This is a genomic window from Candidatus Spongiihabitans sp., from assembly GCF_965237845.1.
Lineage (GTDB): Bacteria > Pseudomonadota > Gammaproteobacteria > Arenicellales > Poriferihabitantaceae > Spongiihabitans.
Map to the genome: position 1 here is coordinate 1490971 of NZ_OZ250154.1, position 19981 is coordinate 1510951.

General features: G+C 48.3%; 14 protein-coding genes. All 14 read right to left on the reverse strand.

Features of this window, described 5'->3' with window-relative positions:
* Nucleotides 1-99: 99 nt before the first annotated feature.
* Entirely contained in the window at nt 100-933 is an 834-nt protein-coding gene (cysE, locus tag ACPXXB_RS07210; protein WP_423905967.1) for a serine O-acetyltransferase, read from the reverse strand.
* Nucleotides 934-1057: 124 nt separating this feature from the next.
* Nucleotides 1058-2605 (reverse strand): DegQ family serine endoprotease, encoded by a 1548-nt coding sequence (locus ACPXXB_RS07215; RefSeq protein ID WP_423905970.1) that lies wholly within the window; start codon nt 2603-2605, stop codon nt 1058-1060.
* Nucleotides 2606-2927: 322 nt separating this feature from the next.
* Nucleotides 2928-5801, reverse strand: coding sequence for a BPTD_3080 family restriction endonuclease (locus tag ACPXXB_RS07220; RefSeq protein WP_423905972.1), 2874 nt, complete (start codon nt 5799-5801; stop codon nt 2928-2930).
* Complete coding sequence (locus ACPXXB_RS07225; RefSeq protein ID WP_423905974.1) at nt 5773-8253, reverse strand: S8 family peptidase; 2481 nt, start codon at nt 8251-8253, stop codon at nt 5773-5775. Before ACPXXB_RS07225 ends, ACPXXB_RS07220 begins: the two co-directional genes overlap by 29 nt.
* Nucleotides 8254-9237 (reverse strand): AAA family ATPase, encoded by a 984-nt coding sequence (locus ACPXXB_RS07230; protein ID WP_423905977.1) that lies wholly within the window; start codon nt 9235-9237, stop codon nt 8254-8256.
* Nucleotides 9237-11834 carry a site-specific DNA-methyltransferase gene (locus ACPXXB_RS07235; RefSeq protein ID WP_423905980.1) on the reverse strand — a complete coding sequence of 866 codons (2598 nt, stop codon included), beginning with the start codon at nt 11832-11834 and terminating at the stop codon, nt 9237-9239. The genes ACPXXB_RS07230 and ACPXXB_RS07235 overlap by 1 nt, the downstream gene beginning before the upstream one ends.
* A 134-nt stretch (nt 11835-11968) precedes the next feature.
* Nucleotides 11969-12097: a hypothetical protein gene (locus ACPXXB_RS07240; protein ID WP_423905983.1), complete on the reverse strand. Its 129-nt coding sequence runs from the start codon at nt 12095-12097 to the stop codon at nt 11969-11971.
* A 1167-nt stretch (nt 12098-13264) separates the two neighbouring features.
* On the reverse strand, nt 13265-14563 hold the full coding sequence (locus ACPXXB_RS07245; protein ID WP_423905986.1) for a dihydroorotase: 1299 nt from the start codon (nt 14561-14563) through the stop codon (nt 13265-13267).
* Entirely contained in the window at nt 14560-15549 is a 990-nt protein-coding gene (locus tag ACPXXB_RS07250) for an aspartate carbamoyltransferase catalytic subunit (RefSeq protein WP_423905988.1), read from the reverse strand. Before ACPXXB_RS07250 ends, ACPXXB_RS07245 begins: the two co-directional genes overlap by 4 nt.
* A complete protein-coding gene (pyrR, locus tag ACPXXB_RS07255; RefSeq protein WP_423905990.1) occupies nt 15546-16094 on the reverse strand; it encodes a bifunctional pyr operon transcriptional regulator/uracil phosphoribosyltransferase PyrR in 549 nt (182 codons plus the stop codon). Before pyrR ends, ACPXXB_RS07250 begins: the two co-directional genes overlap by 4 nt.
* Before the next feature lie 2 nt (nt 16095-16096).
* On the reverse strand, nt 16097-16555 hold the full coding sequence (gene ruvX / locus ACPXXB_RS07260; protein ID WP_423905993.1) for a Holliday junction resolvase RuvX: 459 nt from the start codon (nt 16553-16555) through the stop codon (nt 16097-16099).
* Nucleotides 16549-17811 carry an McrC family protein gene (locus ACPXXB_RS07265; protein ID WP_423905996.1) on the reverse strand — a complete coding sequence of 421 codons (1263 nt, stop codon included), beginning with the start codon at nt 17809-17811 and terminating at the stop codon, nt 16549-16551. Before ACPXXB_RS07265 ends, ruvX begins: the two co-directional genes overlap by 7 nt.
* A complete protein-coding gene (locus tag ACPXXB_RS07270) occupies nt 17801-19060 on the reverse strand; it encodes an McrB family protein (RefSeq protein WP_423905999.1) in 1260 nt (419 codons plus the stop codon). The genes ACPXXB_RS07265 and ACPXXB_RS07270 overlap by 11 nt, the downstream gene beginning before the upstream one ends.
* Before the next feature lie 129 nt (nt 19061-19189).
* On the reverse strand, nt 19190-19939 hold the full coding sequence (locus ACPXXB_RS07275) for a hypothetical protein (protein WP_423906002.1): 750 nt from the start codon (nt 19937-19939) through the stop codon (nt 19190-19192).
* Between the last annotated feature and the right edge of the window lie 42 nt (nt 19940-19981).

The window sequence follows — 19981 nt, forward strand, 5'->3', positions numbered from 1 at the left end:
CCAGGTTAAAGCAAACAGTACTTTTTCAAAATTCATGGTTGTTTCCGTTAGATTCTGGTGAATTATTTATGGGCATTGCACGGGATGATTATGTTCTATTCAGGGGCTATTCAGGGCGCTATCCAAGGAATGATCCATTTCTAATGCCGGCGTTCCATCGGCACAATCTCCCACGGGTTGTGCGGGAATGCCTGCCACTGTGCAATAATCATCCACATCATTTAATACGACGCTGCCAGCGCCGACTTTTGCATTTTTTCCGATGCTGACATTGCCAAGAATTTTTGCGCCAGTGCCGATAAGCACGCCGCTGTTGACTTTCGGATGGCGATCACCGGTATCCTTTCCGGTGCCGCCCAGGGTAACTTCGTGGAGCATGGATACATTGTCCCCAACCACTGCGGTTTCTCCGATGACAATGGAGGTGGCATGGTCAATTAATATTCCTTTGCCGATGCTTGCAGCCGGATGAATGTCCATGCCAAATACTTGGCTCACCCGACTTTGCAAAAAACGAGATAGCCCACGATGGTGGTTTTTCCATAACCAGCGTCCTACGCGATAAATCTGCAACCCCTGATAGCCTTTGTAATATAAAAACGGCAAGGAATAGCGGTTGCATGCGGGGTCGCGCTGACAAAATGCAAGGAGGTCAAATTTTGCGGAATCGATAATATCGTGATCGTTTTGCAGGGCATTGTAAATTGTTCTTGCCAAAGTTGCTTTATCGAGAACTTCGCATTGTAATCGAGAGGCCAGCACTGAACACAGGGCGTTACCGAAACTATCGTGATCCAGCACCGCGTCGCGGTAAAATTTTTCGAGAACCGGCTCGGCGAGAAGCAAGTCTTCTACTTCGGCCCTCAATAAAAGCCAGATGTCGTTGGTGTCATGCAATCGCTTGGGTAATCGCTTATGGGCAGTTTTTGCCATGAGCCGGAATTATAACAAATAAAGCTTGCGCATTGGATTTGGCGGTGTGTAAGCCATACTGGAATACAGCGTGCGCTTCCTTGCGCGCGGCCAAAGTAGTGTGGCATAAGTGCAGAGATTAGTATTATGTATTCATGGGGATAACAACAAAACGTGCCTGTTTATTCCTTTCGACCAGAAGCAGGACCGACTCTTTTTTGTTTTCCCTGGATAATTCTATTGCTTTTACAACATCCGCAGGATTGACTACGACAGTCTTATTGACCCGCTTTATGACATCGCCTTCACGAAGACCACGTTGTTGCGCAGAACTGTTAGGTGCAACATCGACAATGACGACGCCGACGGTGTCTTCATCGAGATTATATTTTTCAACTTTATCCTTATCGACTTTCGCCAATTTAAGACCAAAATCGAGTGACGAATCGCCATTACCCAAGACGCTTGCGATCTGATTTTCATCATTACTGCCCACAGCGACACGCAGGGTTTTAGTGCTGTCATTGCGCCATAACTTTATCTCCACTTCGCTGTCTTTCGTGGTCAATGCCACGAGCTTGGGCAGATCACGCATCTTCGCAATTTTCTTGCCGTCGTAAGCGAGGATTACATCACCGGATTTGACCCCGGCTTTGTCTGCCGGACTATCCTCCATAACCTGGGTTACCAACGCGCCACTGGCATCATCCAGTCCAAGGCTTTCAGCAATTTCTTCGGTAATTGACTGGATGTGGACACCGAGATATCCTCGTTGCACGGTGCCGTTTTCCCGTAGTTGCGCGATGACGTTAGCAACCATGTCGGAGGGAATTGCGAAACCAATTCCGACGCTGCCTCCGTTGGGAGAATAAATTGCGCTGTTGACGCCGATCACTTCGCCTTTGGTGTTAAACAGCGGCCCGCCTGAGTTGCCACGGTTTATAGAGGCATCTATTTGAATAAAATCATCCAGCGGCCCTGATCGAATATCTCGACCCCGGGCGGAAATAATACCGCTGGTGGTGGTGCCGCCCAACCCAAATGGGTTACCGATTGCGATGACCCAATCTCCGACCTCGGCTTCATCGGAATTTCCAAACACAACATATGGCAATACGCTATCGGTTTTAATTTCGAGTAACGCCAGGTCGGTTTTTTTATCGATGCCTTTAAGGATAACGGGCATCCGCGTGCCGTCATCAAATACCACTTCAATTTCATCAGCGTCTTCAATGACATGATAATTGGTCACCACAAGTCCAGCAGGATCGATTATGAATCCGGAGCCGACTGCTATGGTTTTTCTCTCAACCGGGCGCTGATTGTACTTTTTCTGCTGTTGTCTCGAGTTTGGCTCGCCAAAAAACCGCTTGAAAAATTCTTCCAACTGTGGTGATTGACCGTGAAAATCAAATCGCTGACCCTGGCCGCCCATGTTGACATGTCCCGTGACCGAGATATTCACCACCGCCGGTTTAACCGCTTTCACCAATTCGGCGAAACCGTCGTCAACATTGATTTTAGTTAAACTCGCAGCCGCATGTGCAGGCTCTGTCTTGGCGAGCAACGGTTTCGATAGAACCGAGACGGCTACTAAAGTTGCAGCTAATAGCAAGGTCAACACTGCCAACGGTGCTTTGCCATGCCACCGTCTTGCGTTTGTAACCGAGAGTGGTTGGTTGCTGTTGCTCATTATATTGATATTGCCTCAAAAACGTTAGATTGGCGCAATTATAAGCAAACGAATGCTTATAATACATGAACCGGGTATTACATTATTGTAACTTAAAGCGGGGAACTTTTCGGCAATGGTTATTCGCTGCAAATGGGCTAGTCGGAGACAATCAGCCCAGCCGCTTTTGACCGCAATTTGCGCCAGTCGGTGACGATGCCAGATTGATTCTGCTTCATTAGGGCGTGCTGGCTAAAGAACGAGGCAATTAATTGACAGAATGCGCGGAAACAGGTCGGCCTCAAAATGATAAAAGCTTTAAGGAATGCCTCATCTGCCAAACTTATGCCGCAACCACGGACGGCGCAGGCGAGTTTTCCATACATTTTCTGATTTTGTGTTCGATATCAGAGGGATGAAAAGAAACATCCCAATGCCATGTTCCAAAGCCGCCTTGCTCATTCACGGCTTGCACCCATTGGTTTAAGTATTTCCGCTTGGTTTTATCTTGTTGGCTATCGGTACCCTTGACCTCCAGTATCAAATATTCGCCGTTAGCTAGCCGGACCAGAAAATCGGTGTAATATTTTCTAATGATGCCATGGTGATTATACAAAATTGAAAATCCTAAATGGTCGTTTTTGACAAAGGATGTCACTAGATCGGATTGTTCAAGAAAATAAACTTCCGTCGCTTCCCACCCACTGTCATACACGCAATGGCTGAGGTGTGACTTTTCAACCCGCTCGCAGGGTTTGCTGGTGAACCAGGCTCGCACCCCGGAGGTTGATCTGATTGGATTTTCCCGGTCAAACACTGGCGTTAATTTTTCAGTGTTCTCTGCTCGAATCTCCGACCAAATGTATTGAATGATTTTATTCATGTTGAGAATAATCAATATTTTATTTTTTGACTCATCCTCATTAAACAAATTGTTTTTAATTACAATTTTTCCCGATTGAATAAACGCTTCAACCAACCTGACAACTTTTGCGAGAAACATCTCCTTGGGACCTTTCCAATCCGGTCGTTGCTCGGCGTTGTAGATCGAAGCGGCTACCTTGAAAACGATGGTTTGCACTCTTGTCTCTGCTGCAATTTTCTCCAAGCCAATAGCCGCTTTAACCGCAGGATTTGCCTGCCCGGAAATAATAGCGGCCAAATCCGCTTGGGTAATCGTCTCGTAAGGATCTATTTCCAGGATTTTAACCTTCTGCCAATCCAATGTAAGCAAAGGGCGATAGACATGATCAATGCGAATAACATTCGGCCATCTAATTTCATGCTTTGACTTTTCCTTCATCGGCTCAATTCTTGTTTTCGGCAATGGCGGCGGCGGTGGGCCGTCCTCGCCTTCCTCGTGCGGCAGAAAGGTAAAAGGGATGCCGAATATATTGACATATTCCGCTTCAAACAAACCGTCTTCGCCGACATCATAACTGACTCGTCGAAGCCCGCGCCCAACCACCTGCTCGCATAATAACTGGCTGGAAAAGGCGCGCAGACCCATAATATGGGTAACTGTTTTGGTGTCCCATCCCTCTGACAACATGCCTACCGAAATTACATTTTGAATCCGCTCGCCCGGCTTTCCCTCCTCGCCGACCGTGTCGACTGTTTGCCGTAACCATTCCGCTTGCTGTCTTTTCGTAAGTTTCGGCGCGGCTTCCTGGTTTACATCCCCGGCCGCCACTTCGATTTCAACCGCTTCCGTTTCGGCTTCGGCTGCATTGAGCACTTTGCTGTCTATCTGCAAAATTTGATCTGTGTTACACAGTTCAGGGATTAAAATTTTGTTATGCTCAAAAGCGTATTTTATCCGCGCCGAAGTTTCCGTTCTGTTGGCAACAGTAATCATCACTGGCGGCACGGGATGCTTGGCTTGCTCCCACGCTTGTTTGGCGATTTGCCAATCCATGCCGAGTAAATAATAGGCATTGGCGATCAAGTCAGGCAGCGGCTCTGCCTCCTCCGCCGGACGATTGATATCGTCTTTCACTTCATCATCGGCATAAATATGGTAGAGCCGTGATTTCAGTTCCCTGGTGACGATGCTGTCATCCCGAACCACCACTCTCGGTGTTTTCACCAACCCCGATTCAATCGCGTCATTCAAGCCAAAATCAGACACAATCCAGGTGAACAATGCGTCCTCCGCTGTTCTTTTGCCGGAAGGCGAAAACGGCGTGGCGGAAAGGTCAAAACAGCGCAGGATTCCTCTTTGCTCGTGTATCCGGTCCAAACCGCCGACCCAGATGGTGGCTTCTTCCGCGCTGTCTTTCTCTGAGCCAATGCGCTGATACTTGCCGATTGCCTCCGGGTTCACTCGCCAAGCGTGATGCGCTTCATCGTTAATAACCAGAATATTCCGCGCATTGGCCATCTCGCCCAAAACCTGCCGCACATAGGCGGCCCCGCTTATTTCAGTTCGCTTCCTTTTATCCACCGAGCGCAATTGCCCTTTTTCAATCTTCTTATCAAGCTTTTCCTGGGTATCCCATGCCAGTGTATGCCAGTTCTGAATCAACACCGTGCCCTGCCTGAGTTTGTCCATCAAAGTGGTCGGGACGATATTAAATGCTTCGTAATAGTTCTCTTCATGAGCGGGTTGCAATACCTGCAACCGGTTTTTTACGGTGAGTCCGGGTGCCACCGCTAAGGCATATTTATTGAACCGCGTATCCATTGGATTGGTGACTTTATTCAAAAAATTCCAGGCAATAATCATCGCCATGACAATGGTCTTGCCCGAACCAGTGGCCATCTTGCTGCACCAGCGTTCAAAACCGCCGCCGTCTCCTTCAATGTCAATGCCGACTCTGTCTGCGGCCGGTGCTTCGGTCAGCCAGATCAGGGTTTCAATCGTTTCTAACTGGCAAAAGAAAAACCGGCTATGCTGGCGTTGTTCTGGATCATGCCAATACTCCAGTAATCGCTTTGTGATACCGGTAACACCGGCATACCCAGACTCCCGCCAAGCTTTTACCCGTGGGCGGATTTTGTTGACCAGAGCAATTTCAACAGCGATACCCGGATCATCAAAACCCCTGAAGTTTGGTGTCGCCATGACATAACCCGCTGGTCGCCGCCCCTCTTTGATGTGAAAATCCCTGTTTTCTCGGTTATACAGCCAATAGCGCTGAGGCTCATCATACGGGTTGTTGATGATTAGTTTAGTGATTTTTCGCTCATACTGAGATATGGATCGATTGTTCAATCATTTCGTAAAGGTCAATACCGGTTTCTTCTTCTGCCTCCAGAGTAAAGCTTATTGCGTAAGGAATTGTTTCTACCAAATTTTCAGTAGCATCTGCTTCGCATTGAACAAATATTTCGATTTGGTTACCTGTAAATTGATTAATGTTAAAAATTTCATGTTGTACAGAACCATTTTTTACTTGTTGCCAATCCGCTTCTTGTCGGTTTGTGTTCGAAAAATCTGGAACATCAAAAAATAATTTGGCTTGGCGTATGCCATATCGAAAAGGGTTAATTGGTGTGAACCACGCCAAGGTTACGACCATCCTTATGTGTAGCCCTGTAACCGCATCTGGGATATTCAAATTAAACCGATGACGCTCGCTTTGATTCAATTCACCAAACCCCAGTATTGTGACTCGGGTTTCAGTGCAAGACATGACTCTGGCGAAATTTACTTCTCCATAGCCCAAATGCTTGGCGATGACACGCTTAAATCTGTGTGAATTTTGAGAATTTTTTAACACTTCATACTGGTCATTCATTTCGCCCCAACTTGCGCCATGCACCAGCAGAGATTTCAAAAGAAGTGCATCGTAGTTCTCAGTTAGTTCTGCAGTTTCTCCGCGTAATTCCTCTAAAATTTCAAACAAATGCGCGGCCGCATGAGTTGCCAAGGCAGCGGAATTGCTAGTGCCGATTCTGTGCGTTGTATTGGTGATGTCCTCCGGCAAGACACCCACATAAGCGGCTCTTTGCCCAATATCATTACGCAGTTGGGGAACAAACTTATCAGCAGCTTGTTCGTAAAGCATTTCCCCGCCAGAAACCAGGATCTCTGGTTTGATTTGTTGTCTATAACCCGGGCCATTGCGACTATATTCCGCTGGTAAGTGTTGGTCTTTGTATGGATTAACCAACCTGTTTTTCTCGCTGGACGAAAAATCGAGATGCATTGCGCCAACCGTTAAACTATTGATGGATTCCGCAGGAGACAGCAATTTTCTTTCTATTTGGGTTCTTTCCATAGATTGAACAAATTTCTGGGACAGTTGCCCGTCTTCTTCTCTTGTATCAACTTCGCCATCAAAGTTACCGGCACTAACAATAAACAAGACTTTATACTTCCACGATAACCAGTCCAGCAATTTTGCCCATGGGGACATTTCACGAATAAATTGTTGGTCAAGGTTGCCGATAGACAAATTAATTACTCGAACCGTTGGGCATGCAGCATTTGCTTCCTCATGTTCATCAAAAATTCTGATTACTGCTCTTTCGATCAAGTCTTCTGCAAAATCCACGCTTGGTATTTGCTCTATTCTCCCTTGACCATTATCAACAGGGAACATGATCGGGCGCACATAAATTTTCCTGCCGACAGAGACTCTATCTGGATCAGACAGATCGTTATGGCAAATAAGCGATGCCATACAGGTTCCGTGCTTTTGCTCGGCGGCATTATAGTTACTTGCAAAATCATCGGGATCGTCAAAAACGATGTAATCTGCAAGAAACCGGTGGTTAAGTAACGGGGTGCCGTCTAATAACGCAATTACTGGGGGAGAAGCAGTCGGCGGAGTAAGCGCTTGCTCCAATAGATTATCTTCCAATTCCGCATCCGTCTGTAGTTGCTGACTAATAGGACGACAGTATTTAATTCCTGAAAATCGTATCCAATCCGGGTAGTTTGAATGGTTTTCATGACTTTTCAGAACATGCTTCACCGCAGATATCGGCACGGTCACTTTCATTGAGTGAAAAGCAATTTCAACAATCCGGCATCGGTTATTAACTCTGCCTTCCAAAGACTCGATATGATCGACCATTTTATCGACATTGCGGGCGGCACCTTCTTCGTTCCTTAGAAATTGTAATTCAATCTCAAAAGCGCACTCTGAGCCAGTGCCATCCTTTATATTGACCTCGTCTTTCCATTTATCGAGAATCCCAGTGTAATCCAGTCGGTCTTTCTCATCCCAAAACCGCAGGACAGTGATATACTTAAACAAATATTTCCATGAACCAAACCCACGGTCTAGTGTTTTGTTATCCTTCCACTGTTGCCATAGACTCTCTAGATTATTTAGTGCTTGTTGATTGCTTGATGACAGATAGAGTCTGCCCCCTGCCTTTCGGGCAGCTTTAAAATCATCGCTATCTTCCTCGTATAAATCATCAAGAGAAACATCATCTACATCAATCTCGGCCAGCCACTCAAGTCCGTTTATCTGCTGGACGGCCTTGTGAAAATCTGCGGTTTTACCAACGGTTTCAATAACCAGGACATGATAAGGATCGTCAGGCGCATCCTGGATGTAACTGATGATATGTTCAAATTGTTTGCTAATACGTTCTGCTCTTTCTGATGAACTGACGGGGCTAGGTGGCTCGGATCCGCCACCGTGTCCTTTCGGTCGAGTAACCGGTTCCGGTGAAGGGAAAATGAGCAGCGGTCTTGAAGCAACCATTTAATTTTCTTTTTGGGTGCGCTTTTTAAGATTGTCGCGTTGATTCCACTGCGCTATTCTTTGATTAGTAAGCAATTTTGCATTGTGTTTTTTATTTTTCAGAATAGCGCTACGAAGAACATCTCGACAGAATTCTTCCAATTCAGCGTAAGAAGATGGTTTTAATTTTGTGGCAATGGTTGCTGGCGCCAACCCAAAGTTGAGTTTCGTTTTTCTTTGGTAATCCACGATATAAGTGGCCACTTCTGTTTTTTTCGGCGGCGACAACTCTATGCGGACTTGAAACCTCCGCCACGCAGCCTTGTCGAGCAAATGAGCATGATTGCTTGCTACAACGATTATTGTGCGACTCGGCAAGGCATCAACCTGCAACAACAACGAACTTACAACCCGCTTGATTTCGCCGGTTTCGTGTCGGTCCCCTCTTTCTTTGCCAATCACATCAAATTCGTCAAAAAACAACACACAATGACGTTGACGCGCATATTCAAAAATTTTATTCATGCGGCTTGCCGTTTCCCCCAAAAAACTGCCGATTAAACCCTCATAACGCACCACCACTAAAGGCAACATCAGTTCATATGCAAGTGCTTCGGCCAAAGTTGTTTTGCCGTTACCTGGAGGCCCAACAAACATCAAACGGCTACGAGGCGAAATACCGTATGTCTGAAGTAATTCACGACGATGGTTTTCCTCAATCAGCTCATGCAAAATAATTTTATTTGCTTTTGACAGATAAACATCACCAAGAGTTTTTTCAGGCACAATGTCATGGACAAGTGTAGAAACACCATTTTGTAAAATTCTTCCTGTGCGTCTATGCTCGCCATTTTCTCGCAAAACACGCGTCAAACGGTCCGCCAGTATTTTATGGTTTTTGTCATGCTCCTCGGCAATAATGCCCTCCAGCGATTGAGCGATTCTATTACTATCGCCGACAATCGCTGCTTTTGCCAATTGCACTAAAAGGTCTGCTCTCGCCATTATGCCAACCCCACAACCCGCAAACTCTCAATCCCCCTATCATCCACAATTTTAACCGCGATGCGTTTATTTTCTCCTAACTCAAACGGCAGGGACTGGCAGCCTTTGTAGGCTTCGATTAAATCTTCATCTATTTCGGCTTTCAGGTTTCTTGCCAGTTTGCTCCAGCCGTCTTTGCGGCCGGCCATGGGGAAGAACACTTGATTCGGATATAAACTTCTGCCGTCGTAGTCGGTGTCCAGCATCCATACTGCGATTTTTTCCGCGTTGCCGGATTCCACATCGCCGGTCTTGGTGTTGAAGTAGTCGAAGCCGCGCACTTCCACTTGCCATTTATCCGTGTGCGGGCCGCGGCGGATTTGCCGCAGGCTCACATCCGGCTGCCCGACCAGCCAAAAACTTTCGTTGCTGGCGCGTTGTTTTTTCAGATCATCGGTTTGCAGGTCGGCGTTCATTTGCACTTTCAGCAATGTCATGCCCGGCCAGTTGGTTTCGTCAATGTCCTTGGCCGCTTCCGGGTCGAATTGGAAAGCGACGAACAAGATCATTTGCGCTTTGGGGCGCAAGTTATCCGCTTCTTGCAGGGCCATCTCGACTTGCCGTTGTTCCAACGGCGCATGTTCAGGGCCGAACACGATCCACGCTTTTTGTGCCAGTACTTTTTGTGGGCAGTCAATTGGCCCGTCGGCCACGCTGTCGGCACCGGCATTGCTCCAGGTGGTTTCCGCTTCGGCCTGGATATAGCGAGTGCCGGATAGCGGTTCTACTCGGCTGAACATGATTTTCTGATTATTTTTACCACGCACGCCGGTTCGTAATAGTTCGTCGCGCCATTCGCTTTGGCGGAGGGTTTCGCCGCTTCTGGCAATGCTGGTATCAAGCGCTGAACCTGTCGTGTCATCCTGCTCCAGTTCATCAAGGTTTTTGGCATACGGCGCCGGCACGGCTTCCACCGTGAATGGCCCGGTGATGCGCGCCTTCTTGGTGTCTTTAATCGGTTGGTTGTAAAGCGTAGTTTGGGAGGCGGGCGCATTTCCGGACAGAATACTTGGCGACACTTTGCTGACGGATTTATATTGAAAACCGCTGCCCACGCCTTCGTCGGGATAGGCCAGTCGGTAGTAGTCAAAATTGGCGGTCATCAGGCGTTGCCTGGCCAAGGTTAAGGCCACGCGCGAGGTGTCGCAGGTCATCCAACGGCGGCCCCAGTGCTCGGCGACGTAGGCGGTAGTGCCGCTGCCGCAGGTTGGGTCAAACACCAAGTCGCCGGGGTCGGTGGTCATTAACATGCAGCGTTGAATGGCTTTGACAGAAGTTTCTACAACATATCTTTTCTCGCTGGGATACATTTGTGCTGGCCAGAGGTTGTTAATCCGCCGTCCCGGCGCTTCCTCTTCATACCTTTTCCACATCAGCGAACCTTGCCCTTCCAGTGCTTCCAAGCGGCCTATTTCGCTCAGGCGGTCCATACCCTCTTTAGAAATAGACCAGTGCCGGTTTTTGGAACAATGAAAGGTTCTGCCGTTCCATTGATAAGGCTCGGAGCGTCCGGTGGTGGAAACGCCTTGAGAGTCCAACCCGGTGCGCCGATAAATACGCGCGCCTTGGGGCAGGAACTTGTCCGGGTCAAAACGCTCCTCGTCCGTGAGTTTTCTGCAGGTACCGTCAGACAATTCCGCCATGACATCCCAATTAAAATAATCAACAATTCCAGCCCGACTCAGCGATTCGTATAACTGCCGGTATTTTATTTTGCCCTTATCTTTGGCATACCACAGCAAATAATCTGCCACTTGCGGCAAGTTTGATGTGGAACTGCCACTGGTGGTGGCAAAAGAGATGGTGGCCACGCGATTTTGCGCGCCAAAAATATCGTCCATTGCCAAACCAACCCGATGCACATTTTCATCGCCAATCTGCACAAACACACTGCCGCTATCGGTCAGTAATTCCCGCGCCAGCAACAGCCGGTCGCGCAGGTAACTCAGGTAGGAATGGATGCCCAGCTCCCAAGTATCGCGGAAGGCGCGAATCTGTTCCGGTTCAGCAGTCAGGTCCTCGTCCTTGCCGTCCTTTACATCGCGCTTGCCCACAAACGGCTGGAAGTTGCTGCCGTATTTGATGCCGTAGGGCGGATCCATATACACGCATTGCACCTTGCCGGACATCCCTTCCTTTTCCAGCAACGAGTTCATCACCAGTAAGGAGTCGCCGGCAATCAGGCGGTTGCTCCAATTATCCTTATGCCGATAAAACGCGATCGCCTCGCGCAACGGCCGGCGCTCGGTAAATAAACTTGCCTGACCGCCATCGTCATGCGCCTTGCTTACCGCGCCAATAATCGTTTTGGTGTCGATACGCTCGTGTACATGCAGCGACACGGTTGGCACTTCAAACGATGTATGTTCGGCTTTGCCGGCCCATTGGAGCGCGGGGTCTAAATGCGGGTCGTATTCCCAGGTTTTCTTTTCGCCTTTGTCCGGGTCGGTGTTCGGCGTAACCAATCCCACCTGCGGATTGTTCACCCGCTGTTTATCCGCGTGTTCGTATTGTTCAATCGGTTTTTTCGGCGGTTTCTTGGTCAATGTCTGCGTCACGGTCTGCGTGAGGATTGGTTGGTTTTGTGCTCGTTGCGATCTGTTGCTCGCTTTATGGGAGCGTTATTTTACCGCCACGACCAGCGGGCTGGTTATACCCCCACATGTCCGGGTCGCCACATTATGAGACAAAATCAGGTCGCCACGGTGAGTTGCCGATAATACGCCATCGGCATCATTAAATCCAAACTATCGTGTTGCTCGGTAATGGCGGGACTAAAGTCCCGCATCCGATTCGGAAGTGAGGCTTCAGCATCGCGCATTGCCAAGACAGCGGGACTAAAGTCCCGCGTCCGATTCGGAAGTGAGGCTTCAGCATCGCGCATTGCCAAGACAGCGGGACTAAAGTCCCGCGTCCAAATCGGAAGTGAGGCTTCAGCATCGCGCATTGCCAAGACAGCGGGGCTAAAGTCCCGCATCCGAATCGGAAGTGAGGCTTCAGCCTCGCGCACTGCCAAGACAGCGGGACTAAAGTCCCGCGTCCGACCGGAAGTGAGGCTTCAGCCTCGCACACTGCCAAGACAGCCGGGCTAAAGTCCCGCATCCGACCGGAAGTGAGGCTTCAGCCTCGCACACTGCCAAGACAGCGGGACTAAAGTCCCGCGCCCGACCGGAAGTGAGGCTTCAGCCTCGCACACTGCCAAGACAGCGGGACTAAAGTCCCGCATCCGACCGGAAGTGAGGCTTCAGCCTCGCACATTGCCAAGACAGCGGGACTAAAGTCCCGCGTCCGACCGGAAGTGAGGCTTCAGCCTCGCACATTGCCAAGACAGCGGGACTAAAGTCCCGCGTCCGACTGGAAGTGAGACTTCAGCCTCGCACATTGCCAAGACAGCGGGACTAAAGTCTCGCATCCGACCGGAAGTGAGGCTTCAGCCTCGCACACTGCCAAGACAGCGGGACTAAAGTCCCGCGTCCGACCGGAAGTGAGACTTCAGCCTCGCACATTGCCAAGACAGCGGGACTAAAGTCCCGCGTCCGACCGGAAGTGAGGCTTCAGCCTCGCGCACTGCCAAGACAGCGGGACTAAAGTCCCGCGCCCGACCGGAAGTGAGGCTTCAGCCTCGCACATTGCCAAGACAGCCGGGCTAAAGTCCCGCATCCGACCGGAAGTGAGGCTTCAGCCTCGCGCACTGCCAAGACAGCGGGACTAAAGTCCCGCGCTCGACCGGAAGTGAGGCTTCAGCCTCGCACACTGCCAAGACAGCGGGACTAAAGTCCCGCGCCCGAATCGGAAGTGAGGCTTCAGCCTCGCACACTGCCAAGACAGCGGGGCTAAAGTCCCGCGCTCGACCGGAAGTGAGGCTTCAGCCTCGCACACTGCCACGACAGCGGGACTAAAGTCCCGCGTCCGAATCGGGTCATCAAAAGGGTTCGTAATCGTAACTTAAAGCGGGGAACTTTTCGGCAATGATTATTCGCTGCCCTGATTATTGGGCAGAATCATCAAACACGGTTTTCCCGTTGATGATTGTGCGGGTGACTTTGCCGATCATTTGTTTGCCCATAAACGGAGAATTTCTGCCCTTGCTTTGCATGGTGTGATCATCCAGCCGCCATTTTTTACGGGCATCGAAAAGACACAAATCCGCGGTAGCTCCCGCGGCTAAATGTCCGGCATTGATGCCGATAATTTTCGCTGGATTTATAGTGAGTGCGGCAATCGCCGTATCCATGCTTAAGTTGCCCTGCGCGACCAGGCTCAGAATCAGCGGCAACAGCGTATCGATTCCGGCGATGCCGATGGCGGCTTCGCTGAACGGGGCAAGTTTTGCATCTACGCCGTGGGGTTGATGATCGGAGCAAATTGCGGCTATCTGCCCGTCGGCGATGCCGGATATCAATCCGGCTTTGTCCTGCTCGGTGCGTAATGGCGGCATAACTTTATATTGAGTATCAAATGCGCCAATATCATTTTCGGAACATAACAGGTGATGGATGGCGACGCCCGCGGTTACCGGCAAGCCGCGCCGCTGCGCTTCGGCTATCATGATGACCGAGCGGCGGCAAGAAATCAGGTCAAAGTGCGCCCGCGCGCCGCTGGTTTCGATGATGGCAAGGTCGCGAGCCACGCCCACGGTTTCGGCTGCTTCGGGAATGGCCGGCAAGCCAAGTCGAGTGCTTACTTCGCCCTCGTGAACAACGCCATTGCCTTGCAACCACTTGTCCCTCGGCGTGAGGAAAATCGGCAGATCGTAAGTCGAGGCATATTGCATCGCGCGCCGCATCACCAGCGTATTCTCCACCGTCTCCAGCGCGTTGCTCACGCCAACGCAGCCGGCCTCCATCAGCATGGCCATGTCGGTCAAACGCTGCCCCTGTAGATTGACGGTCAATGCGCCCAAAGGATGAACTTTGGCATAACCGATGTCGTCCGCCCGATTCTGAATCATATGCGCCATGGCTGGCGTATCAATGATTGGAAAAGTGTCCGGTGGACAAACCATTCGTGTAATTCCGGCACTTACCGCAGCTCGTGTTTCACTTTCTATGGTGGCTTTGTGTTCTTCCCCGGGCTCTCTTAACCGGGCGCACAGATCAATCAGTCCAGGAAACACATATTGACCGGTTGCATCGATGTCGTCGTCGATTGAAAATTTATCTGGCGCAAATTCATCTGAGACTGAGACAATGGCAACGATTTTGCTGTCGCTGATATAAATATCATTGATGCCATTGATGCCGTTGGCCGGATCCACCAAGTGGCCATTGCGTATGGCGATGTTCATGATCGATCCTCATTCATGCTCGATTCTCTGGCACCCATAAGTTTTGCCATGATTGACATTCGCACTGCGATGCCATTGGTAACCTGATTAAGGATTACCGAACGCGAACCGTCGGCCACATTAGACGCAATTTCGAGGCCGCGATTGATCGGGCCGGGATGCATGACAATGGCATCTTGCCTGGCAAATTTGAGTTTATCCTCGGTCAAACCGTAGCGATTAAAGTATTCTTGTTCGCTAGGGATGAGTTGCCCATCCATACGCTCTCGCTGTATGCGCAGCATTATCACCACATCCACATCATCCAGTCCGTCCACCATGTCGCTTGTTGTGGTCACGCCCATGGATTCAATTTCCGTGGGAATCAAGGTTCTCGGCCCGATCACTCGTACCGCTTTAACCCCCAGAATATTTAGTGCCTGAATTTGTGAGCGCGCAACCCGCGAATGCAGGACATCACCGATGATGGCGACTGTCAGGTTGGAAAATTCCTGTTTCGATTGTCGAATAGTGAACATATCCAACATCGCCTGGGTAGGGTGGGCATGGCGGCCGTCCCCGGCATTGATTACGCGAACATGATCGGGCATGTGACTGGCGATAAGATGGGCCGCACCACTGGCATGGTCGCGAACCACGAATAAGTCGGTGTGCATGGCCACCAGGGTGCGAACAGTATCAAGAATGGTTTCACCTTTAGAGGTGGACATTCTTGAAGCGCTGAGATTAATCACATCGGCGGACAGCCGTTTGCCAGCAATTTCGAATGTCGTGCGCGTGCGTGTGCTCGGTTCGAAAAACAGGTTGACCAGCGTTTTCCCGCGCAGCAACGGCACTTTTTTTATTTCCCGCTGACCAAAATTGATAAAGGATTCCGCGGTATCGAGGATGTTAATCAGGGTTTGTCTGGGAAGTCCGTTTATCGTTAAAAAGTGTTTTAAGTTACCATTTTCATCAAACTGAAGTGAGCTGTCGGACGGCATCATCCCGGCACACCTGTTTTGCTTGCATTTATTTGAATGACGTTCAGTTCAAGCTTTCCGTTTTTATTGGTTAGTTTTACTTGTCGGGATTCATCAAGCTGATCCATGGCATAACCCACAAAATCTGCCTGGATGGGAATTTCACGCCCCGATCTTTCGATCAATACGCCAAGCTTCACTTGGTTTGGACGCCCATATGAGAATATTTCATTCATTGCTGCTCGAATTGTGCGACCGGTGTATAACACATCGTCAATAAGAATGATATTACGGTCTTCGATAGCCACAGGCAACTCGGATGATTTGACTTCGGGGTTCAGTCCAACCCGGCTAAAGTCATCGCGATAGAAGGAAATATCGAGGCTTCCCAATGGTTCGCTGTAGTCCAAAATCCGCTGCAATCGTTGTGCAATCCATACGCCGCCAGTATGAATACCTATCAATATCGGATTGGCTGGATTGTGCGCGGCAATTTGCTCGGCCATTCCTTGAATGGTCTGTTCTATATCAATGCCTGTATCAGTGCTTGTGTCAGTACTGCTACTCATATCTAATCGTCGTCGAAATAGGTTTGCAGAATCAACTGCGCAGCAAGATTATCTATTGCGCCAACTCGTTTTTTTGTCATCTTTTTTCCAGGCTCCACAGAGTCACGTAATATGCGCTCAGCAGTAACCGAGGTTAGTCTCTCGTCAACGAAGTTGACCGTCAATCCAGTATGTTCGGATAACCTTGCCCCGAATTTTCTGGCGGCGCTGGACATAATACTCTCACTGCCATCCATTGCCAGTGGTAATCCAACAACCAGCAATGTCGGTTTCCATTGCGCCAAAATTTTATCCAGAGCGCGCCAGTTCGGTTGACCATTGCTGGCTGGCAATGTCGAAAGCGCCTGGGCGGTTTTGGTTCGCCGATTGCCAGTCGCAACCCCAATACGTTTTAAACCGAAGTCGAAACTGAGAATTCTGTTTGTTGTCATTTGTTGACTTCTGTCGGCGGTGTTCAGCATGGTAATTGTGCGATGATTTCTTTCACGCTGTGTTTGGGTTTGGTTACATCAAACGGTAGGCAAAGCAAGCGCAAATTATCATCAAGTTCATAACAAAATTGTTTCTTGAAATATTTCGTTTGAGGATAAATAAGTGCGACGGTATTGCATTTATATTTTTTGCCATAGGCGTATAACTGATACATGTCCGTTTGGTTGATGCCGTGTTTGGAATCTGTATTTTCTTTGTTGATGCTTTTCCATTTTGTATCGAGGATAAATTGGGCTTGATTGTTTTTCAGGGTAATGTCCGGTTTCATTTGGAATACGGATTTTCTGTTTTCGGTGGTCGCCAGATATTTTTTTGATTTCTGGGTTTGCACGCGGAAATGGTTTTGGTATTTGCGAAAAGCATCCGCGACAAAATCCTCAAAGATTTGTTCCATTGGAAACAACAAACAATGTTCGATATGCGTGCCGGAAAAAGTGATCAACCCTTGTCCAAACAAAAACAAACCAACCCATTGCATCACCGCCTGATAATGCTGCATGGCGCGGTCGATTTTTTGTTTACGCCAGTCGTCATCGTGATTTTGTGAAATCGGAACATCGCTGAAATAAATTTGCATCTGATGCAATAGTTGCTGATTGTCCGGCTGTCGCACCATCGGCTTGAGTTTGTCAATCGCGCTGTGAATCAAGCGATTGGCTGGACGGTTCGCATTAAAATCATCGTATTGCACATAAAACCGCGCGCGGTTAGCAACATTCGCGCGAATATGCTGTGGAAATAAAATGCGGCCCTTCAAGCACGGCAAGTTTTCTTCCACCAACTGATAATGCTTTGCTAAACCGCGCTTCGTCAGCCGCACCAGATTTTCCAGAAACAAACGCACAAAAATTTCCAGCATGTTGAATCTTTGCATGGCGCGAATGCCGCTCTCATTAAACTGCGCGTGCTTGACGCCAAGCCAAGTGCGGAGCATTTGCTCGAACACTTTCTTTGTTTTTTCACCATCGTCATCGCTACCGTAACCGAAATCCACTTTGGGCAAAATTTCCAACACCTTGCCCTTGCGGGTTTGGATAATGCCGACATAATTTTGCGTCTTTAACTTGCCATTGCGTAATTCCAGAACCGGGCGGTAGTTGCCTTGTTTATCGTGCGTATTCTTCAGGGCGAATTCTTTTAATTCTTCAATCTCATCTGAATTAAAGTTGGTGTTTGTTTCATTAATCTCATCATATTCTCTGAAAATTACCGACCTATTCGCCATCGCCATCATCCGATTTCGTTTGTGTCGTAGCGTAGATTTTTTTGTACTTTGCAGGATCCTTCCATTTATTGCTGTTCGCATCGATTAACTCATAAATCAAACGCTCGATATCCATTAACTCTGTGCTGCTGAACAAGTCGGTTTCCACTTTGTCGCTAGTCACAAATCTGTTCTTGTTCAACACAAGATCAATTTTCGCCCAGTCGTCATAAAAATATTCCTGCAACAACGGAATAATTTTATGTTGGAAAACATTGGCAAGTTTTTCCATGTCATCAACACCGATAAAATAACTGTGACCAATTTGATGCTCACGGTTGAGCAAGGCGGTGATGCGTTTATTCATCACCTTCAGTAATTCTCGGCAATTCACGCCGTCAACATTATCGTTAATAAGCACATGATCCGGTTGCGGCATCATTTCAATAAAATCAAAACGCCGCCGCAACGCCGTGTCCAACAACGCGATGGAGCGGTCGGCGGTGTTCATCGTGCCGATGATGTAGAGATTATTCGGTACGCCAAAACTGTCGTCTTCGTCATCGCTATTGCTGGAATAGGGTAGCGTAACGGTCATTGTGTCCTTGTTGCCAATCCGTTTGGCATCTTCAATAAGGGTAATTAATTCGCCGAATATCTTGGCGATATTGCCGCGATTGATTTCGTCAATAATTAAGACATAGTTTGCCCCCTCATCGGTTGCTTGATCAGCAATTCTTTTGAAAACACCGTTAACAATTTCATAACGCACATTGTCGGAATCGCCCCCTAAGACCGGCCTAATGCCTTCAATAAAATCTTCATAAGCAAAGTTCTGATGAAAAGTCACCATTTCAATTTGGCCGCATTCTTTTAATTTATCAAAACGTAGTTTGACTGCTTTACGACCCTCGCTTGTGCGACTTTCCCTTTCAAGGTCCTCCACAGGCTGGCCCTCGATAATCGCCAACGCGTGATTAACCGTGTTCCAGGTTTTACCTGTGCCCGGCGGGCCGTAGAGGATTTGATTCAAGGGATGCATACTCGGCATGGTCTCTTCTCCGAAAAGAAATTTATCATAATCTTGTTCATGTCCGTGAAAAACAAAATTGATCAGCGGCAGGTCGTCTGGTTTATCCAATTTATGGATAGTTCGCCGTTTTGTATTAACATACCAATCACGCGTTTTATAATTTTGTTCCCAATCAACTTTTAGAGGTCTGCCATCCGCCGGATTCTCCTTGACCGTGCCGCGGAATTTTATTCGCATCACCGAGCATATTTTTCCGGCATAGTTAAAGGGAAGATTGTCTTTTTGTGTAAAAGTTGATTTGATTGCAATTTTATCGTCGGCGCGTATTTGCTTGCCCAAATCCCCCGCACGACCATCTTCCCAAATTCATTTTTCAATAAATTGCTCGCTCATATCAATATCGTTCCAGTGCGCTCCAACTAGCCAGTATTCGTTTTTCGCATATTGATCTTGATACATTTTCAGGTTGATTTCATAACATTCGAGACTGGGAAACTCGTTCTTATAATTTTGAATAACGGTTTGATAGAACGACCATCCTTCTCTTTTAATAGATTTTTTGATCTGGTCTTTCGGCTGTTCTTGTAGTTTTTGCAACAGATCAAGGGAAACATTATCGACCGTCAAAAAGCAGTATGGGTTGATCAAAAACAAACTTTGCGTGAGTTTGGCAACGCCCACTTGGTTGATTGCCAACACTTCCTGAAGTTCATTCTCGTCAAATTGTGGCGATGGTTGAACTGCTTTTCTAAATGCGCGCCACAACTTTTCCGGTTCAAAGTGTTTCCGATCATGAAATAAAGCGGCGGTGTTCGCAGAAGGCGTGGGGAAAATCCATTGTTGTTCATCATCCATGTCCGGCAATTCACTGCTAATTCTAAATGCTTCATGTGCACTTGGAAATACGACCCTGCGCTGGTTTTTGGTGTTTTTTTGTGCCAGACAATAAACGAACGAAAACGGATCAATGTTTTCATCGCCATCGTTTAGCAAGGCGGGATTTAGGTTCACCCAAGCCACCTCCTTCGCTTTCTCAATCAGATACGCCTTTCCTCCATCTGCGATTTTCTGTGCCAATTCCTGAAACCACGGCACCCAAGCATGAATCTCTTTCATTTTTCAATTCACCTGGTTCAACGTGCCGACTTAGGCATGGAT